Below are 18,458 nucleotides of genomic sequence, written 5' to 3'. Positions count from 1 at the left end.
GGAGCCGCGGGAGCGGCTGGTGCGCTCGGAGCCGCAGGCGTAGGCGGAGCCGCAGGAGCAGGCGGGGCAGCTGGTGCCCGTGGAGCAGCCGGGGCTGCCGGGCTTCTGGGTGCAGCGGGAGCCGCCGGAGCATTGGGTGCAGCCGGAGCTCAGGGTGCACTCGGAGCAGCCGGAGCAGCCGGTGCGTTAGGTGCAGCGGGAGCAGCTGGGATAGCCGGAGCGCTGGGAGGGATTGGCCCGGCAGGGCCAGCGGGCGCACCAGGACCCGCAGGCCCTGTAGGACCCGCAGGACCTGCGGGAGCAGTAGGACCGGCAGGACCCGCAGGAGCGGGCGGAGCGGCAGGCCCTGTAGGCCCGGCAGGTCCTGCCGGAGCAGATGGAGCAGCCGGACCCGCCGGGGCCACAGGCGCTACAGGTGTAGCAGGGCCAGCTGGAGCCACAGGGGCAACAGGAGTTGCCGGTCCAGCGGGTGCAACCGGGGCCACAGGAGCGGCTGGAGGAATCGCCCAGTTCGCTTATGTATATAACCTCGGAGCACAGGTAGTGCCAATTGAGGCAGATGTGTCTTTTGATACGAATGGGCTGATTACCCCGGGAATTACACATGCCCCTGGGACAACTACAATTTCGGTTGCCAATGCCGGAATCTATGAGGTTAATTTCTCGGTATCCGGTGTGGAGCCCAGCCAGTTCGCCCTATTCGTGAATGGGGCACAGGTTCCGGGAACGGTCTATGGATCGGGCGCAGGCACTCAGCAGAATACCGGGCAGGCGATCATCGCTTTATCCTCAGGTGATGTGCTGACGCTCCGGAATCACAGCTCGTCTGCCGCCGTCACACTGCAGACGCTGGCTGGGGGCACACAAGCCAATGTCAATGCTTCGATTGTGATTAAGCAGTTGGCCTAGCAGATCAACTGCAAGGATGAAGAGCAGGGTTGTATAGAGGGCGGGGGACCTGATCAGGTTTCCGCCCTTTCTTTTTTCGGCAAGGGTCTATAAGGCCTGTAGATACGCAGTTGTTGAAGTTGCTGTTCTGGGGTTGACACTAAGGAGCAGTTATACGCTTTTTAGATAAATTGTTATTCACTTCAGCCAGTATGGTTAAGATATATTATTATGTCTAGCACCATAGGAATCGAGAGAAGCGGAGGTATCTGAAGTGAACCCTAAATGGTGGAAAGAGAGTGTTGTCTACCAGATCTATCCGATTAGCTTCATGGACAGTAACGGTGACGGCATTGGAGATCTGCGCGGGATCTTATCGAAGCTTGATTACTTGCAGGACCTCGGGGTGGATGTGATCTGGGTCTGCCCGATTTATAAATCCCCGAACCATGACAATGGCTATGATATCAGCGACTACTGCGACATTATGAAGGAATTCGGCACGATGGATGACTTCGACCTGCTGCTGCGCGAGATGCATTCCCGCGGCATGAAGCTGATGATGGATCTGGTGCTGAACCATACCTCGCATGAGCACCCGTGGTTCGTTGAATCGAGAAGCTCGAAGGATAATCCCAAACGGGACTATTATATCTGGCGCAAAGGCAAAAACGGCGGACCCCCGAACAACTGGGAATCCTACTTCAGCGGCTCGGTCTGGGAGCTTGACCCCCGGACGGATGAATATTATCTGCACTTGTACTCCAGGTTCCAGCCCGATCTCAACTGGGAGAATCCGGCCGTCATCGACAAGCTGCACGAGATGGTGCAATGGTGGCTGAAGAAGGGTGTGGATGGCTTCCGCTTCGATGCAATTGCCCATATCGTGAAGGCGGAAGGCTACCCGGATGCCCTGAATCCCGGCGGCACCCCCACTGTCCGCGCCTATGACATGTTCTCGAACCTGAATCATGTGCATACCCTGCTGCAGAATCTGCACGATCAGGTGCTCTATTACTACGACATCATGACGGTAGGGGAGACCTCCGGCCTCGGGCCGGAGCAGGCGCTGGATTATGTTGGAGACGGACGCCGCGAGCTGAATATGACCTTTCAGTTCGAGCATATGAATCTGGATGCCGCCTCGCCGGGCAGCGGGAAATGGGATGTGGTGCCCTGGAAGCTGACGGAGCTTAAGACCATCATCAGCGATTGGCAGACCGTCCTGCATAACCGGGGCTGGAACGCCAACTATCTGTGTAATCACGACCAGCCGCGCTCGGTCTCGCGGTTCGGCGATGACCTGTACTACCGGGTTCCGTCGGCCAAGATGCTCGCCACCTTCATTCATATGCTTGAAGGCACGCCGTATATTTATCAGGGTGAGGAGATCGGCATGACCAATGTGGCCTTCGAGTCGATCGATGATTACCGGGATGTGGAGACCTTGAACTATTATGAGGAAAAGCGCAACGCCGGTGTTCCCGAAGCCGACATCATGGCTGCTATTCATACCAAAAGCCGCGACAATGCCCGGACTCCGATGCAATGGGATGATGGCGAGGATGGCGGGTTCACCACAGGTGTCCCGTGGATCAGGGTCAACTCGAACTCCCGGGAGATCAACGCAGCAAGCAGCGTCAAGGACCCCGACTCTATTTACAACTATTATAAGAAGCTGATCCAGCTGCGCAAAAAACATCAGGTCATCGTCTACGGCGAATATGGACTGCTGCTGAAGGAGCATCCCGAAATCTATGCCTATACCCGGACGCTGGAGGACGAGCGCCTGCTCGTGATCCTGAATTTCTTCGGGCATGAGCCGGTATTCGAGCTGCCTGAGGAATTCCAGCCGGCCGCGAAGCTGGAACTGCTGATCTCCAATTATGAGCCTGCTCAGGAGGAGGATCTCCAGCAGTTGAAGCTCCGCCCTTATGAAGCGCGCGTGTATCTCAAGCGGTTGGATAAGGGCTCTGCTAAAGCGAAGTGAAGCTATAACTCAGGATCCCATAACTTACTTCATAACCAAACGTACAGATGTGCAGCAGCCCCGGCGGTACCGGGGCTGCTGTTTGTGTTTGTTCAGGAAATTACGATTCCATGAATCGTTTCTGCTCTGTGGGGATGGTAGGGCTGAGGAAGGAGCGGGAGAAAGAGCAGGAGGAAGAGCAGGAGAAAGAGCAGGAAGAAGAGCAGGGGGAGGGGCAGCAGGAGGAGTGCAACTAATTTTCAGCGTATGCAGGACGGACTAGTTGAGGAGGTAAAATGTATGCGGAAAACCGAATACAATGGGCACATGGAGGGCGAGTGGGCCGAATGTATGCGGAAAACCGAATACAATGGGCACGTCGAGGGCGAGTGGGCCGAATGTATGCGGAAAACCGAATACAATGGGCACATGGAGGGCGAGTAGGCCGAATGTATGCGGAAAACCGAATACATATACGCCGCGAGGTAATATGTTTTTAACCCGCAATGTGATCCTATTCCTTTAATTATAAATAAATGATTATGTGTTGCAGGTCTGTGACTTCGCTGGGCTTCTACACTAAAAGGCGGTACAATAGGCGTTATTAGAGACAGGGATAAGCCCGTGCGGTGAAGCGGGGTATGGAGGGAGTTAGGAGAGAGATGAGTGAGTGGTATGAGCAATGTTTTGGCGAGGACTATCTGATTGTATACAGACACAGGGATTTCAGCGGTGCGCGTCATGAGGTGGAGAGCCTGATCCAGTGGCTTGGCCTGCCCCGGGGCGCGAAGGTGCTGGACCTCTGCTGCGGCATGGGCCGCCATTCGCTGGCTCTGTCGCAGGCTGGCTATGAAGTAACAGGCGTGGATCTGTCGGAGGTGCTGCTGCGTGAGGCGCGTGCGCAGGCGGGTGCGGAGCAGGTAACCTGGCTGCGCTCGGATATGCGTGAGCTTCCGCTTAAGGGCGGTTTCGATGCTGTGGTCAATTTGTTCACTTCTTTTGGGTATTTTGAAGAGGATGAGGAGCAGATTAAGGTGCTTAAGGAGATCTGCCGGATGCTGAAGCCGGGTGGCCGGTTCCTCATTGATTTCCTGAACCCGGCTTACGTCATCCGCCATCTGGTGCCCCATTCGGTCCGCGAGGATGGAGATATCACGATTGACGAGACCCGCCGGATCGAGGAGGGGTATGTGAAAAAGGAGATCCTGCTGACCTCGAAGGCCGGGAGCGCTCCGGCCCGCAAGTGCCAGGAACGGGTGAAGCTCTACACGCTGGAGGATTTCCGCAGAATGCTTGACGCTGCCGGGCTGCGGCTGGATACCGTTCACGGCGGCTACGATGAAGAGGAATATGACGCTGAAGCCTCAGCCCGCATGATCTTCATGGGAGGCAGACCTTAGAGATGGCATCAGGGAGAGGGCTTAGAGGAGGCGAAGGAAGGTTGAACAAGGAGATCATTCAAGCTTGGGACGAAGGAGTTCTTCAGGTATCTGTACCAATGAGGCTGCCGCTGCGCCAGATTAACAGCTATCTTCTGCCGGACAAGGACGGCAGGGTTACGGTCATTGATCCAGGCCCGCATACACCGGCTGCCGAGCTTGCCTGGCAGGGGGTACTCGAGGCGCTGAGCCTTACCTGGACGCAGGTGCGGGATATCGTGGTGACCCATCATCATCCCGACCATTACGGGCTGGCAGGCTGGATGCAGTCCCGCAGCGGAGCGCGGGTGTGGATGAGCGAGCGGGCGCATGCCGAGGCTGCCCTGGCCTGGGGGGACGAGGCGATTCTGAATGAGGCGCTGCCGCTCTTTTTCCGGCGGCATGGCATGCCGGAGGAGTGGCTTCTGGGTATCCGGGAGCATCTGGATAGCTTCCTGCCCGAGGTGACCCCGCAGCCGGAGGTCACCTATATCAATGCCGCGGAGCCGTTTGTGATGGGCAGCCGGAAATGGCAGCCCATTATCACAGGCGGGCATGCGCCGGGGCATGTGTCGTTCTACCACGGCGGCAGCGGGCAGATCCTCTGCGGCGATGCTGTGCTGCCGCAGATCTCGCCCAATGTCGGCCTGCAGCCGGGCAGCGATCCGCAGCCGCTGCTGACGTTCCTGGAGGGGCTGCGGGAGCTGCGCAGCCTGCGGGTTACGCTGGCGTTCCCGGGCCACCGGGAACCGTTCCCGGGGTTCACGGCGCGGGCGGACAGCCTGCTCCGGCACCATGAGGAGCGGCTGGATGCTACAGCCGCGCTGCTCGCAGGCGGACCGCAGAGCGGGTTCGCGGTCTGCGAGGGGCTGTTCCGCAGCCGGGTCGCGACAGCGCACCAGATGCGGTTCGCCATGAGCGAGGCGCTGGCCCATCTGGCCGAGCTGGTGCGCCGGGGGCGGGCGGCCGAGACGGAGGCCGGGCCAGGCGGCGGCCTGCTTTTCACGGCTGTGGAGTAGACTGGCGCGAGGAAGCAGTGCGTGCTCCTGGCAGCAGATTACAACATACTGTAATCTGCTGCCGCTGCTCATCACATGTAGTTCATAACACATACACGTAGCTCATCACACTCAGCCAATTACAAGTAGCTCATAACACGTAACTCACAATTCATAACTCTTAAGCTCACAACCCGTAACTCACAACCCGTAACTCAATGGTACAACCCGCTGCTGATACCCCGCTGCACACAACCCGTTGACTCTAACATGCTTATTCGCCTGATGTTACGCTCACATTATTCTGAGAACCTAGAGAACTGGAATGCCTGGAAGAAATGACTAATTCGTTGGTGAAAACTTGTAGTCTGTAATCAACACATCTCATCCCTCCTCCAAAGTCGGCTGTAAGCGGTGAGGTATGAGATTCAAAGGGATAAATCCCATTGATTTTGCTGAAAATGGCGGATGTGTAGAAATGAAAGGGATAAATCCCATTGATTCAGCTGAAAATGGCGGATGAGCAGAAATGAAAGGGATAAATCCCATTGATTCAGCTGGAAGTGGCGGATGTGTAGAAATGAAAGGGATAAATCCCATTGATTCAGCTAGAAATGGCAGATGTGTAGAAATGAAAGGGATAAATCCTATTGAGCAGTCTGAATGAAGAGCACAAATGCCCCTGAATTCGCCGAAAGCGGGTGGGGAGCGTAAATGAGGAGCGCAAGTGCCCCAGAATTCGGCGAAAGTGGGCGGGGAGCGTAAATGAAGAGCACAAATGCCCCTGAATTCGCCGAAAGTGGGCGAGTAGCGTAAATGAGGAGCACAAGTGCCCCTGAATTTTGCGAAAGTGGCCGAGTAGCGTAAATGAGGAGCACAGTGCCCTTGGATTCTGCACACCTGTTGATTTTTTGACAACTGATAAATATGATGAACCCAACTAAGGGCTCAGGGGAAGGAGATGTAAGAGGGATGGCAGTGGACAGGCGGATCGGAAGACGCGGGATGCTATTTTTAAAGCGTTTCTTAGTCTGATGGAAGAGAAGAGCTTTGAGCAGATTACGGTTCATGAGATTGCGGAGCGGGCTAATGTCAGCAGAGGGACTATCTATCTGCATTTTGTGGACAAATATGATCTGCTGGATCAGTGTGTTGAGAAGGAAATGACGGAGCTGCGTGACCGCTGTATGGGCGTCCAGGAGAATCTGGATTTCACCTCCTCCGGTCCCCTGCTGCGTACGGCTGAATATGTGGAGCAGCATGCTACCGTCTTCATTACACTCATTAATAACAGCGGCATTCCTGCCTTCAGAAGCCGTCTGCATGCCATGCTGATGGAGGGACTGGCGGAGCAGATCGATATGGATGGTGTGAACCGGGGGATGAACAAGGAGATGCTGCTGCATTTTATGGCTTCGGCTGCTGTGGGAGTCATGGAATGGTGGATTACACACTCGCTGCCTATTTCGGCCAAAAAGCTGATGGAGGATATCAGTATCCTCCTCGAACGCAACCAAATGGGAGCGCAGCCGCTGGACGCGCTGCCTAGACAATAATCTAACGGTGCCGTCCAGTGGCCTGCGGTCTGCAATTATCCCCATTCTTAAGAATCTGGCTGGATCACCTTCATCTTGGACGGGTTGTTGATTTTGTATTTGACTGGGTGCTGGGAGAGCTTCTTAGCCACAATCTTCGCTTCAAAAGAAACAGGGTCGCCCTCCTTCAGCTCCAGCTTCTTCAGCGTGGCACTATGGCTTGACCAGACTTCGTCAATGGCCAGCTCATGCCCTTCTATCGCTACATTGTCATAGATAATCACTTCATCATCGTTATCCGAAAAGTGGTTGGGAACGGTCGTGAATTCCTTGACAACCGCTGTAACCTTGAGCTTGTCTTCCGGCAGCTGCAGGGCGGGCTTCTTTTTGGAGGCGGCTGGCTTGCGCGGCTTCTCTGCAGGAGCTGCTGTCTCCGCAGCAGTCACGCCTCCAGCGGCATCAGCACTCCCACTCTCTGAACGCTCCGCAGTATCGCCCACCGCAGCACCAGCACTCCCCGCACCCTCCGCATCATCCTCACCGCGAACCTCCTCAACCGGCTGGTTCTCCAGCAACTCGGTCTCTCCGGCAGCTTCTGCCGGGTCCTCGGACCGTGCATCCGCCGCCGCTTGCGCGCGCTGGCCGAAGCTGGCGGTCTGCATTTCTTTGAGGTAGGCCGGGTGGATACAATGCTGCTGCTTATTCTCGAACTGGACCACCACCGTCTGATTATCCACAAACCCTATAATTTCACAAGGCAGGGTCAGGCCCTGCCGCTTGTACAGATAAGTCTTGACCCGGGTGGCTGAACCGGGCAGAAGATTCCATTCCTTACACCGCTCAATCCGCTCATCCTCACTCTCGAAATCCTGGACGGCCAGCGGCTCCACTACGAACGAATAGGTCATGCATACTTCGCACCTTTCCTTTTATAAATAGTAGCTCTCATCTTATTCAGGCAACGTCTCCTCCAGCCGGCTGCGCCGTGCAGCCTCTTCCGCGTCCTCCGGGGCATGGGGCTGGCCCAGCTCCTGCTCGCGTTCCGCCTGCTTGCGGTGAGCGATCCGGCTGCTGGCCGCTGCGGCTACAGCACCTACGATATCATCCAGATAGGTATGGATCTGGCCGGTGGTTTTGTCATTCAACCTCTCCAGTACGCCGGGCTTGAGCTTGTCCACGTAACCATAGTTGGTGAAGCCGATACTGCCATATACATTAACAATCGAGAAGGCGAGAATCTCGTCTACCCCGTACAATCCTTCATCGTTCTCAATCATATCCTGCAGCGGCGAGAACAGCTTGCCCTCCTCTGCCAGCACATCCAGCTGGATGCCGGTCAAGACTGCGTTCTGCACCTCACGCTTGCTGAGGACCATCTCAACGTTATGAATACATTCTTCCATGGTCAGGCCCGGATAGTATTTCTTTTGCAGCATCATGACAAGCTCGGCAATCTCCTCCAGGGTGACCCCGCGCTTGTGCAGCCAGTACCGGGTCGCTTCGGCAACGGCTTTGCTGTTGAGGCTGTAAGGAATTTTGGCATCAGTCATAGGAAGTCCTCCATTCGTGAGTCGGGTGTGATTTGGCTATGTTCTAAATTGTACGCAAGCGGCAGACCGATGTCCAGAAACCTCCGGATTTGTATCCCGCAAGCAGGCTGAACTTGGATGAACACAGCAGGGTCTGCAGCCAAGCAGGGGTTCCGGCAGAACTTCTGTAATTTAGGATAAGCTGTTGTTATTTTTTGGACACAGGGCTCGTATACATAGCAGTACAAACTGATCTTAACGCTAGAAAGGGGTAATGAAGATTGATGAAACCAGTGAAACACCTCCGCGGGGCGTCTGCGGCTTGCCTGCTGGCCGTTCCGCTTGTGCTCTCCGGCTGCAGTCTGTTCGGTTCAGAATCCGCCGCTGTGGACCCGCCTCCCGCCGCCGTAGAAGCGCAAATGCTGCAAGTGAGCGGGGAAGATACGCTGGATACCGGTGTATTCGGACCGGCCTCCATGGATGAGACTGATCTGTCTGCCGGGGTGAAGGATACCGGTGCGCCTGCTGTAGCCGGGGAGCGGACTACTGTGTATCTAGAGGATCAGAACGGTCTGCTGGCTCCGGTGGCTCTGTCCTTTCCAAAAAGCGAGGACACGGTCATGCTGAAAAATTCCCTCACGGCACTCGTCAGCAAGGGGGATTACGCGTCTGCACTGCCTAAGGGCTTCCAAGGCGTACTTCCTGCAGGGACGAAAGTGAACAATGTATCTGTCGGCCAGGACCATGTCGCAATTGTTGAATTCAACTCGGCGTTTAACGACTACGATCCTGCGGATGAACGCAAAATCCTTGAAGCGCTGACCTGGACACTGACCGGGCAGGATGACATCAAGGGAGTACAGCTCTGGGTCGATGGCAAAAAGCTGACTGAAATGCCGCTGCAAGGCACACCGCTGGATCGCCCGCTGTCCCGTACCATGGGCATTAATCTGCCGAAGCATAACGCACTGATGATGAACTCCAGCGCAGTTACAGTCTATTTCGCAGCAGCTTCACCGGATGGCGGCCACCAGTATTATGTTCCGGTTACCCGTTTTGTACCCGCTGGCGGGGATACGGTGAAGGCAGCTCTGAGCGAGCTGATTGCCGGACCGCAGTCCGAGAACGGCCTGGAGATGGTCATGACGCAGGGAACGGTAGTTGATTCTGTAAAAGCAGGGCAGAACGGGGTAGTCACCGTATCGCTGACCGATGATATGTTCGAAGGCAGCACAAGCATTCCCGAGGAGATGCTGGAGTCGGTCGTGCTGACGGTGGCCCAGAATACAGATGATTCGCTGGTACAGATCCGTCTGAACGGCAAGGATACGGTTACGGGTACCAACAACGTCGATTACGGCCAGCCGGTCTCCGCGCCGGAATATGTGAACGAGCTGCCGCTTTAGAGCGAATCCACTGGCCTAAAAAGATGCTTTTGTGCCTACTCTTTGATAGAATAAAGTATTGTTCATCCGAATAACGGGTCAGGAGCAGCGGTGCCGTTCTCTTCCATAGGGGGCGGCACCCGTTTCTGCGTATAAGATACGGATGAATGTATACACAAACTTTGCGCTATACGATGTAGGAGGCAGAAAAGATGAGATCAAACGGACGCAACGAAGACCAGCTCCGGCCACTGACGATAACGACCCAGACCAACAAATATGCAGAAGGCTCCGTCATCATTGAGATGGGAGATACCAAGGTCATCTGTACGGCAACGGTGGATGAGAAGGTCCCGCCGTTTCTGAAGGGACAAGGCAAGGGCTGGGTAACCGCCGAATATTCGATGCTTCCCCGCGCGACCCAGACCCGCAACCAGCGTGAAGCCGCACGCGGCAAGCTGACCGGGCGGACCATGGAAATCCAGCGCCTGATCGGACGGGCCCTGCGTTCGGTGGTGAATTTGCAGGCGCTCGGCGAACGCAGTATTACGCTGGACTGCGATGTAATTCAGGCAGACGGGGGAACGCGGACGGCTTCGATCACGGGTGCTTTTGTAGCGATGGCCTTCGCCATGAACAAGCTTGCCCTCCAGAATAAGCTGACGGTCTTCCCGATTACAGACTACCTCGCAGCCATCAGTGTGGGTGTCGTTGGCGACAAGACGCTGCTCGATCTGAATTATGAAGAGGATTCCAAGGCGAAGGTGGATATGAACGTGGTCATGACGGGCAGCGGCGCTTTCGTTGAGGTTCAGGGCACGGGCGAAGAGCGCCCGTTCACCCGCCAGGAGCTGGACCAGCTGCTGGGTCTCGGAGAGAAGGGGATCTACGAGCTGATCGCTGTGCAAAAAGAAGTCCTTGGCGCCATCGCGCTCAAAATCCCTGCCGGCCAGACCGGTCAAGAGGTGTAGGATGAAGTCCGGCAGCGGAATTCTGATTGTCGCGACGAAGAACAAAGGCAAGGTGCGGGAGTTCCAGCATGCCTTTGCTCCCTTGGGACTTACGGTCAAAAGCATGTATGACTACCCGGATCTGCCGGATGTGGTCGAGGACGGGGCCACTTTTGCAGAGAATGCCTTCAAGAAATCCCGCGCTGTAGGAGACGCTCTTGGACTGCCGGTGCTGGCAGACGATTCCGGTCTCTGTGTAGAGGCGCTGGACGGAAGCCCCGGCGTATACTCGGCCCGTTATGCCGGCGAGGCGGCGGATGATGAGGCGAATAATCTGAAGCTGATGAGCGAGCTGGAGCGGCTCAAGCAGGGGGAGGATACCGGACAGCCGCTGCTGAGTCCTGCCCGGTTCGTCTGTGCCCTGTCGCTCTATGATCCGGCGGACGGCCGGGAATGGACGGCTGAGGGTACGGTCGAAGGCTGGATTACCTCGGAGCCTGCGGGTGCCGGCGGTTTCGGTTATGACCCGCTGTTCTATCTCCCGGAATACGAGAAGACGATGGCTGAGCTGACGCTTGAGGAGAAGCAGTCGATCAGCCACCGCGGGACGGCGCTGCGGCGTCTGACCGAGAAGCTTGCTGCTGCGCAGAGCGGCGGTAAATAGAAGAGTTGGAATCTTGGAAGCAGCCCGTAAGTAGAATATGCTCGGGGCTGCTTCTGTTTTTTTTAGATAATAATCCCCCCTGATTATGGAAATTTATCCCTAGCATATCCTCCGGCTTTGTATGAGAATAAGAGTTGACTTCACCCCTTCGCAGGTCCTGCATCCTTCCGCAAATCGTCGCGATCCACCCACCCTGCCCTGTACCAAACAACAACGTAGGCCGTAGCGGAGCGAGTGATCCGTATGCTGCTGAACTGCGCTTTTTTTGAGCTGTATTTCACTATTCTACCAGTCAGATTGCCAGGAGTTTAATAGTTTCACAGGGTGAAGGTCAAGGCCAATCGGGTCCGGGAGGTGAACGCTGAGCTTTCTCATTCACGGCAAGGGAAGAACGGTCACTTAATATCCTTGATGGCAAAGACGCATGGATGTCCATGAAGCAGGCTTACAGGTTACGCATTGAACCGGGGAGGTAATCACGAAATGGCCTTTATCAAAAGCAAATCCTTTGTGCTTGGCTTGGCGGCAGTCCTTTTCCTTACTCTTTTTTCGGCTTTTGGTGCAAACAGCAGAACTGTTCAGGCAGCCGGAGACTACAAGATTGTCGGCTACTATGCTTCATGGGCCGCCTACGGGCGGGCTTATAATGTAACGGATATCGATCCTGGTAAAATGAATGTCATCAACTATGCCTTTGCCGACATTTGCTGGAACGGAATACACGGCAATCCCGACCCGACCGGGCCGAATCCGGTCACCTGGTCCTGCCAGAACGAGCAGGGACAGGCGATCAGCGTTCCCAATGGCACCGTAGTGCTGGGCGATCCCTGGATCGATGCCCAGAAAAGCTTCGGCGATGATAAATGGGATGACCCGATCAAGGGGAATCTGAAGCAGCTCTGGAAGCTGAAGGAGAAGAATCCGAATCTGAAAACGATGATCTCTGTCGGGGGCTGGACCTGGTCCAACCGCTTCTCGGATGTGGCTGCCACGGCGGCAACCCGTGAGGTGTTCGCCAATTCTTCCGTCGATTTCATCCGCAAATACAAGATGGACGGTGTCGATCTGGACTGGGAATACCCGGTCAGCGGGGGACTTGCGGGCAACAGCTACCGTCCTGAGGATAAGCAGAACTACATCCTGCTGCTCCAAAAGATCCGGGAGAAGCTGAACGCCGCAGGAGCTGCCGACGGCAAAACGTATCTGCTGACCATCGCTTCCGGTGCCGGACCGACCTACATCCAGAATAACAATCTTAGCGGAATCGCCTCTGTGGTGGACTGGATCAACATTATGACCTACGACTTCAACGGCAGCTGGAACCCTACTACCGGCCACAATGCGCCGCTGTATTATGACCCGGCAGCCGCATCGTCAGGGCTGACCGAGCCGGCGAACTATAATATCGACAAGGCGGTGACCAGCTATCTGAGTGCAGGCGTACCGGCTAATAAGCTGGTGCTCGGCATGCCGTTCTACGGCCGGGGCTGGGGCGGGGCCCCTGCTGCGGGGAACGGGCAGTATCAGGTATCTGCCGGGATCTCCCAGACCGGAACCTGGGAGAAGGGCAACTACGATTTCAGTGATCTGGAAGCCAATTATATCAATAAGAACGGCTACACCCGTTACTGGAACAATACCTCCAAGGTTCCTTATCTCTATAACCCGTCCAATCAAACCTTCATCAGCTATGATGATGCCGAATCCATCGGCTTCAAAGCCAGCTACCTGAAAACCAAGGGTCTGGCCGGAGCCATGTTCTGGGAGACCAGCGGAGATCGCAACAAGACGCTGCAGACCAAGCTCAGCGCTGAACTGGGCGGCGGAGTGGTCACACCAACGGCTACGCCGGTGCCGACCGCAACGGTGAAGCCATCGGCCACGCCGACCGCAACAGCTACGCCGACTGTGACACCAGGTCAATGCACGGCCGCTGCGTGGAGTTCCACCGCTGTCTACACACAGGGGCAGCAGGTCTCCTATGGAGGGCTGATCTATCAGGCCCAGTGGTGGACGCAAGGGGACCGGCCGGATCTTAGCGGAGCCTTCGGGGTGTGGCGGGTGACCGGAACCTGCGGTAACGCTACTCCGCATCCGACAGCTACGCCACTCCCGACAGTAAGCCCTTCGGCTACGCCGACAGTAGCGCCAACCTCTACTCCTGTAGTGACACCAGTCCCTTCGGCTACCCCAGGCGCTGCTGCCTGGAAAGCGGGCGCCACTTATAGTGTCGGCAATATCGTAACTTACAGCGGGCAATCCTACACCTGCCTGCAGGCGCATACCTCTCTGGCCGGCTGGGAGCCGAATGTCACTCCTGCGCTCTGGAAGCTGAACTAAAGGCGGAGCGGACAGCACGGAAATCCAGCCATAGGGCATGAGTATGCCTAAGTATAGAACAAGGAACGGTGCTGGCTTTTAAGCTGGCACCGTTTTTTTAAGTGCTTTTTAGAATAGGCTGTTTCGTACACGATCCTGCTTATAGATGAGTGCGAGCTGACAGAGTTGGAAAAGAGGCACTTAATTGTGCCGAAATGCGCTACTTAGAGCGAACAGTTGGAAAAAGTACAGTTAATCCGCCGAACGCTCCCCATTCAAGGGAATCTGGGCCGATTAAGTGTTGTTTCTCCAACTAATTTCTGTAGGTGCCATAATATTTCTTATTTAGATGTATTAAATCCACTTGCTTGATCCGCCCCTCTCCATTCCAGTTCAGGCGTGGTGGCTGGCACCGTATTTATAACTAATTCCGTTCCTTGGAGGTTTTGGAAGCAGGATTCCGGGGTACGGAAATGTGGGTAATGAGTTTTTTGCGCTTCGATGGGATATATTTATGTTTAAATACAATTTAGCCGACCTGTATCCCGCTTAAGGTTCATAAGCTTCCACAGGCTGAAATATAATGAACAGACAGGCGGCTGTCCCGGCCTCCAAAAATTTTGTGAAACGTGATGCCGATTATTTCGTTATAGTAGTATATAGCGGAAGGTGGTGGGTTCACCAATGAGTATGTGGGTATTATGGTTGATTGCCGCTGGCGTCTTGTTTGTTGTAGAGATGTTTACGTTTACATTCTATTTGTTATGGCTTAGCCTGGGAGCCTTGGCTGCCGGACTGGTTGCGCTTGTGCTGCCGGATGCATGGCTGCTGCAGGTTGTAGTGGGTTCGCTGGTAGCCCTGGCCCTGACGTTCTTCACCAAGCCATTGTCTGAGCGGCTGCGCAATGCGCGGGGCTTCAAGGATACGGGTACCGAGATTATCGGCAGGCAAGGTCTGGTCGTTGAACCGATTGAGCCTGGCCGTTACGGGCAGGTCAAGATTGGCGGCGATACATGGAGTGCGACCTCTACAGTAGCACTGGGCAAGGGTCAGCAGGTAATTGTAGTAAGAAGAAGCACTACCATTATTGAAGTAGAACGATGGGGGGATATGTACTAATGGAATTGGTGATTATCGGAATTATTATTGTTGTCGTCGTAGTATTTATCGCAATGACGATCAAGATTGTCCCGCAGCAAAGAGTTGGAGTTGTAGAGCGTCTGGGTAAATTCCATCGCCTGCTCACACCAGGTCTGAACATTCTGATTCCGGTTATTGATCAGGTGCGGGTCTATCATGACTTGCGGATTCAACAGGCGAATGTACCGCCGCAGACGGTAATCACGAAGGATAACGTACAGGTGCAGATCGATACGATTATCTTCTATCAGGTAGTGGGTCCGGAAGAAGCAACGTACGGAATCTCCGATTATGTGTATGGGGTACGGAATATCTCCACAGCCACTATGCGTCAGATTATCGGTAAGCTGGAGCTGGATGAAACCTTGTCCGGCCGTGAAAAAATCTCCTCCGACATCCGTCTCGCGCTGGATGAAGCGACAGAGAAGTGGGGCGTGCGCATTGAGCGTGTCGAAGTGATCGACATCAAGCCGCCGCTCGATATCCAGGAAGCCATGGACAAACAGATGAAGGCAGAACGCAGCAAGCGTGCGATTGTCCTGGAGGCGGAAGCCGCCAAGCAGGATATGATCCTTCGTGCTGAAGGGGATAAGCAGAGTAAGATCCTGAAGGCCGAAGGGGATAAGGAAGCCCGCATCCGTCAGGCGGAAGGTCTCGGTCAGGCGCAGGAGCTGGAAGCTCTCGGTCAGGCCAAGGCGATCGAAGCAGTGGCGATGGCCGAGAAGGCCCGGATTGCCATGATTGCCAGCGCAGGACTGGATGAAAAAGTACTGGCCTATCAGTCCTTTGAAGCTCTGACTGACATGTCTAAGGGACCAGCGAACAAAATATTCCTGCCGACCAGTGCGGTGGAGACGCTGGGCAGCCTGGGAGCGATTGCCGAAGTATTTAAGGCTAGCAAAGAAGGCAAATAAGCGGAAGATAATTTACAATTGCTGCAGGATCCGTTACAGTTAATAGCACAATCAGGCCGAGGCTTAGCAGGTACGCTTGTACCTCTTAAGCCTTTGCTTATGAAGACTGTTTTGCCGCTGTGCAAAACTTGAAGGAGAAGAACCCATGACGCAAAAAGAAATTTCCCCGCTCGTAGAAACCTTGGGGCTACAGCCCCACGTGGAAGGCGGATGGTACAAGAGACTGTGGAATTCTCCGTTTGAGATTCCTCAGGACACGTTGGGCGAGGCTTATTCGGGCCCGCGCGCATCAGCTTCATCGATCTATTTCCTGCTTCATGCTGACGAGAGTTCGGATTGGCATACTGTATTGTCCTCCGAAATCTGGCTGTATCATTCCGGCAGCCCGATCGTGCTTAGTCTGGGAGGCAATGGCGCAGAGCCGGAGAACGTAACGGAGGTTATCCTGGGTCTGGATATCGCTGCGGGCCAGCATCCGCAGGTAGTGATTCCTCCAGGCGTATGGCAGGCCGCCCGCCCGCTCGGCGAAGAGCCGGCGCTCGTCTCCTGCATCGTATCGCCGGAGTTCCACTTTGACGATTTCAAGCTGATTGACAAGAAATAAGCGGTCTATGTCATGGAGTGCAGCCGGGAAGGGGCTGTGCTCCATTTTTAATATGCAGGAGGCATACAATCTTCACGATTTGGCAACCTATTCGCTATAACGGGAACGGATTTCGCAATTGGATGATTATGAGAGCGGTAATACGGTTAAGGAAGCTTGTTGAATTCAAATTAGGCTTGGAGGGTATCCATATGAGTGAAAAGAACGCACCATTTACAGGCGGGCCTACCTTGAACGATGGAGTAACTATGCCGTGGCTGGGTCTTGGCGTATGGCAGACCAAGGATGGCGAGGAGGTTATCCGTGCGGTGAAGTCTGCGGTGGAGACGGGGTACCGCAGTATTGATACGGCCGCCGGCTATAACAATGAAGAGGGTGTAGGGCAGGCAATCCGTGAATGCGGAGTCCCCCGGGAAGAGCTGTTTATTACTACCAAGGTCCGCAACCTGGATCAGGGGTATGAATCGACACTGAAGGCCTTTGAAGTCAGCCGCAAGAAGCTGGGCCTGGAGCAGGTAGATTTGTATCTGATCCATTGGCCGGTGGCCGGTAAATATAAAGAAACCTGGAAAGCGCTGATCCATCTGCAAAAGGAAGGACTGGTCAAATCCATCGGGGTGAGCAACTTCCAGCCGCATCATCTGGAGGATATCATCGAGGACAGCGGCGTGGTGCCGGTGGTGGACCAGGTGGAATTCCATCCGCTGCTGACCCAGCGTGAATTGCTGAAGTATGCACGGGAGCATGATATCCAGCTGGAAGCCTGGAGTCCGCTCATGCAGGGGAATCTGGACCTGCCGCTGCTGAAGGAATTGGCAGAGCGTTACGGCAAGACGGTAGCACAGATTGTTCTGCGCTGGGATCTGCAGCAGGGTGTCATCACCATTCCGAAGTCGGTCCATCAGGAGCGGATCATCGAGAACGCCGGATTCTTCGACTTCACACTCAGCGATGAGGATGTTAAAGCCATCGAGGAGCTGAATCAGAACCACCGCTTCGGCCCGGACCCGGATAATTTCAATTTCTAAGCTGACAGATAGAGCATTATAAGCTGTAGATGCACAGAGCGGTCTCCTCAAGGGGGGGCTGCTTTTTGTATTTGGCGGCAGTGTAGCATTTTTTTTTTAGGACTATTCATTTAAAATTTTTATGTTATAATCGTAATTATTACGATTAAAGACATGGAGTTGAATGCCATTATACGAACTTTGTTGCAACGCTTATTGCAGCTCATTCCTGTGCTGCTAGGCATCTCAGTCATAACCTTTGCGCTGATGCACCTAACCTCAGGTGATCCTGCAGAGATTATGCTGCGTGCTGATGGTATTAAGCCTACATATGAAGCCATTGAGGCGGCAAGAATTGCACTGGGTCTGGATGGACCTGTATATATGCAATATGTTCATTGGTTGTACCGTGTGCTCCACCTCGATCTGGGCATATCCTACAGCAGCAATCGTCCGGTATTCACAGAGCTGATGAACCGTTTCCCGGCTACTGCGCTGTTGAGCGGCTGTTCCTTATTGGCAGCTATTCTTATAGCTCTGCCTATGGGGGTAGGCTCTGCACTGTATCCGGGAAAATGGTTTGACCGGCTGGGAAGAGTATGTGCTCTGTTTAGCGTATCAATGCCAGGCTACTGGCTGGGTCTGCTCCTGATTTATTATGGTTCAGTGAAGCTGAAGCTATTACCTGTAACAGGAATGGATGGGGTCTCCAGTGTCATTCTGCCTGCTTTTACACTTGGGTTTGGCATGGCGGGGGTGTACATCCGTTTGATTCGTTCCAGTCTGCTGGACGTTCTGGCTACGCTCTACATCAAGGCGGCGAGGGCCAAGGGGCTGCAGGAATGGAGAGTCATCACCAGACATGCGCTTCGTAATGCACTGCTTCCGAGTCTTACCTTACTTGGGGTTAACATAGCAGGGCTTCTCGGCGGTTCTGTTGTTGTAGAGACTATATTTTCCTGGCCGGGGATTGGAAAGTATGTGATTGAGGCGATTTTTGCAAAAGACTATATTGTCATTCAGGGTTATGTATTATGGATGGCTGTCGTCGTTGTTCTGATTAACCTGGCAGTAGATTCACTGCATCTGATGCTGGACCCACGAATCAGGCTGCGGTGACGCTGTAAAAGGAGTAAGG

General features: G+C 54.6%; 17 protein-coding genes. 15 read left to right on the top strand and 2 right to left on the bottom strand.

The window, feature by feature from the left end; genetic code table 11:
- From C173_RS34250 to C173_RS15010, 6 genes are all read left to right on the top strand, one after another.
- Nucleotides 1-909: BclA C-terminal domain-containing protein (locus C173_RS34250; RefSeq protein ID WP_155991472.1), on the top strand; the 909-nt coding region annotated here is incomplete at its 5' end.
- A gap of 253 nt (nt 910-1,162) precedes the next feature.
- Entirely contained in the window at nt 1,163-2,878 is a 1,716-nt protein-coding gene (locus C173_RS15025) for a glycoside hydrolase family 13 protein (protein ID WP_036726073.1), read from the top strand.
- A gap of 110 nt (nt 2,879-2,988) precedes the next feature.
- The gene (locus tag C173_RS35355; protein ID WP_268748450.1) at nt 2,989-3,114 is read left to right on the top strand and encodes a hypothetical protein; all 126 of its coding nucleotides are present in this window, start codon (nt 2,989-2,991) and stop codon (nt 3,112-3,114) included.
- 405 nt (nt 3,115-3,519) lie between these two features.
- Entirely contained in the window at nt 3,520-4,257 is a 738-nt protein-coding gene (locus tag C173_RS15020) for a class I SAM-dependent methyltransferase (protein WP_036726072.1), read from the top strand.
- A gap of 41 nt (nt 4,258-4,298) precedes the next feature.
- A complete protein-coding gene (locus C173_RS15015) occupies nt 4,299-5,294 on the top strand; it encodes an MBL fold metallo-hydrolase (RefSeq protein ID WP_051478067.1) in 996 nt (331 codons plus the stop codon).
- 1,013 nt (nt 5,295-6,307) lie between these two features.
- Complete coding sequence (locus tag C173_RS15010; RefSeq protein WP_051478066.1) at nt 6,308-6,829, top strand: TetR/AcrR family transcriptional regulator; 522 nt, start codon at nt 6,308-6,310, stop codon at nt 6,827-6,829.
- Nucleotides 6,830-6,876: 47 nt separating this feature from the next.
- Here C173_RS15010 and C173_RS15005 read toward each other — a convergent pair whose 3' ends face one another.
- Entirely contained in the window at nt 6,877-7,716 is an 840-nt protein-coding gene (locus C173_RS15005; protein ID WP_036726069.1) for a hypothetical protein, read from the bottom strand.
- Nucleotides 7,717-7,758: 42 nt separating this feature from the next.
- Entirely contained in the window at nt 7,759-8,358 is a 600-nt protein-coding gene (locus C173_RS15000; protein ID WP_036726068.1) for a phosphatidylglycerophosphatase A family protein, read from the bottom strand.
- Nucleotides 8,359-8,621: 263 nt separating this feature from the next.
- Between C173_RS15000 and C173_RS14995 the strand changes: the two genes are divergently transcribed.
- From C173_RS14995 to nikB, 9 genes are all read left to right on the top strand, one after another.
- Nucleotides 8,622-9,743, top strand: a complete 1,122-nt coding sequence (locus C173_RS14995) for a GerMN domain-containing protein (protein ID WP_036726066.1) — start codon at nt 8,622-8,624, stop codon at nt 9,741-9,743.
- Between the two features lie 191 nt (nt 9,744-9,934).
- A complete protein-coding gene (rph, locus tag C173_RS14990) occupies nt 9,935-10,693 on the top strand; it encodes a ribonuclease PH (RefSeq protein ID WP_036726064.1) in 759 nt (252 codons plus the stop codon).
- 1 nt (nt 10,694) lies between these two features.
- Entirely contained in the window at nt 10,695-11,336 is a 642-nt protein-coding gene (locus C173_RS14985) for an XTP/dITP diphosphatase (protein ID WP_036726063.1), read from the top strand.
- Between the two features lie 483 nt (nt 11,337-11,819).
- Nucleotides 11,820-13,676 (top strand): glycosyl hydrolase family 18 protein, encoded by a 1,857-nt coding sequence (locus tag C173_RS14980; RefSeq protein ID WP_036726061.1) that lies wholly within the window; start codon nt 11,820-11,822, stop codon nt 13,674-13,676.
- 663 nt (nt 13,677-14,339) lie between these two features.
- On the top strand, nt 14,340-14,774 hold the full coding sequence (locus tag C173_RS14975; protein ID WP_036726060.1) for an NfeD family protein: 435 nt from the start codon (nt 14,340-14,342) through the stop codon (nt 14,772-14,774).
- Nucleotides 14,774-15,709, top strand: coding sequence for an SPFH domain-containing protein (locus C173_RS14970; RefSeq protein WP_081751185.1), 936 nt, complete (start codon nt 14,774-14,776; stop codon nt 15,707-15,709). The genes C173_RS14975 and C173_RS14970 overlap by 1 nt, the downstream gene beginning before the upstream one ends.
- A gap of 145 nt (nt 15,710-15,854) precedes the next feature.
- The gene (locus tag C173_RS14965; protein ID WP_036726056.1) at nt 15,855-16,313 is read left to right on the top strand and encodes a cupin domain-containing protein; all 459 of its coding nucleotides are present in this window, start codon (nt 15,855-15,857) and stop codon (nt 16,311-16,313) included.
- Nucleotides 16,314-16,504: 191 nt separating this feature from the next.
- A complete protein-coding gene (locus tag C173_RS14960; protein ID WP_036726055.1) occupies nt 16,505-17,341 on the top strand; it encodes an aldo/keto reductase in 837 nt (278 codons plus the stop codon).
- A gap of 183 nt (nt 17,342-17,524) precedes the next feature.
- Nucleotides 17,525-18,439, top strand: a complete 915-nt coding sequence (nikB, locus tag C173_RS14955; protein WP_235191898.1) for a nickel ABC transporter permease — start codon at nt 17,525-17,527, stop codon at nt 18,437-18,439.
- Nucleotides 18,440-18,458: the final 19 nt, after the last annotated feature.

Origin of the sequence: Paenibacillus sp. FSL R7-277, assembly GCF_000517965.1 — a bacterium.
Classification (GTDB): domain Bacteria; phylum Bacillota; class Bacilli; order Paenibacillales; family Paenibacillaceae; genus Paenibacillus_AQ; species Paenibacillus_AQ silagei.
Note: the sequence above shows the minus strand (reverse complement) of the source record. Positions and strands in the feature narration are given on the sequence as shown.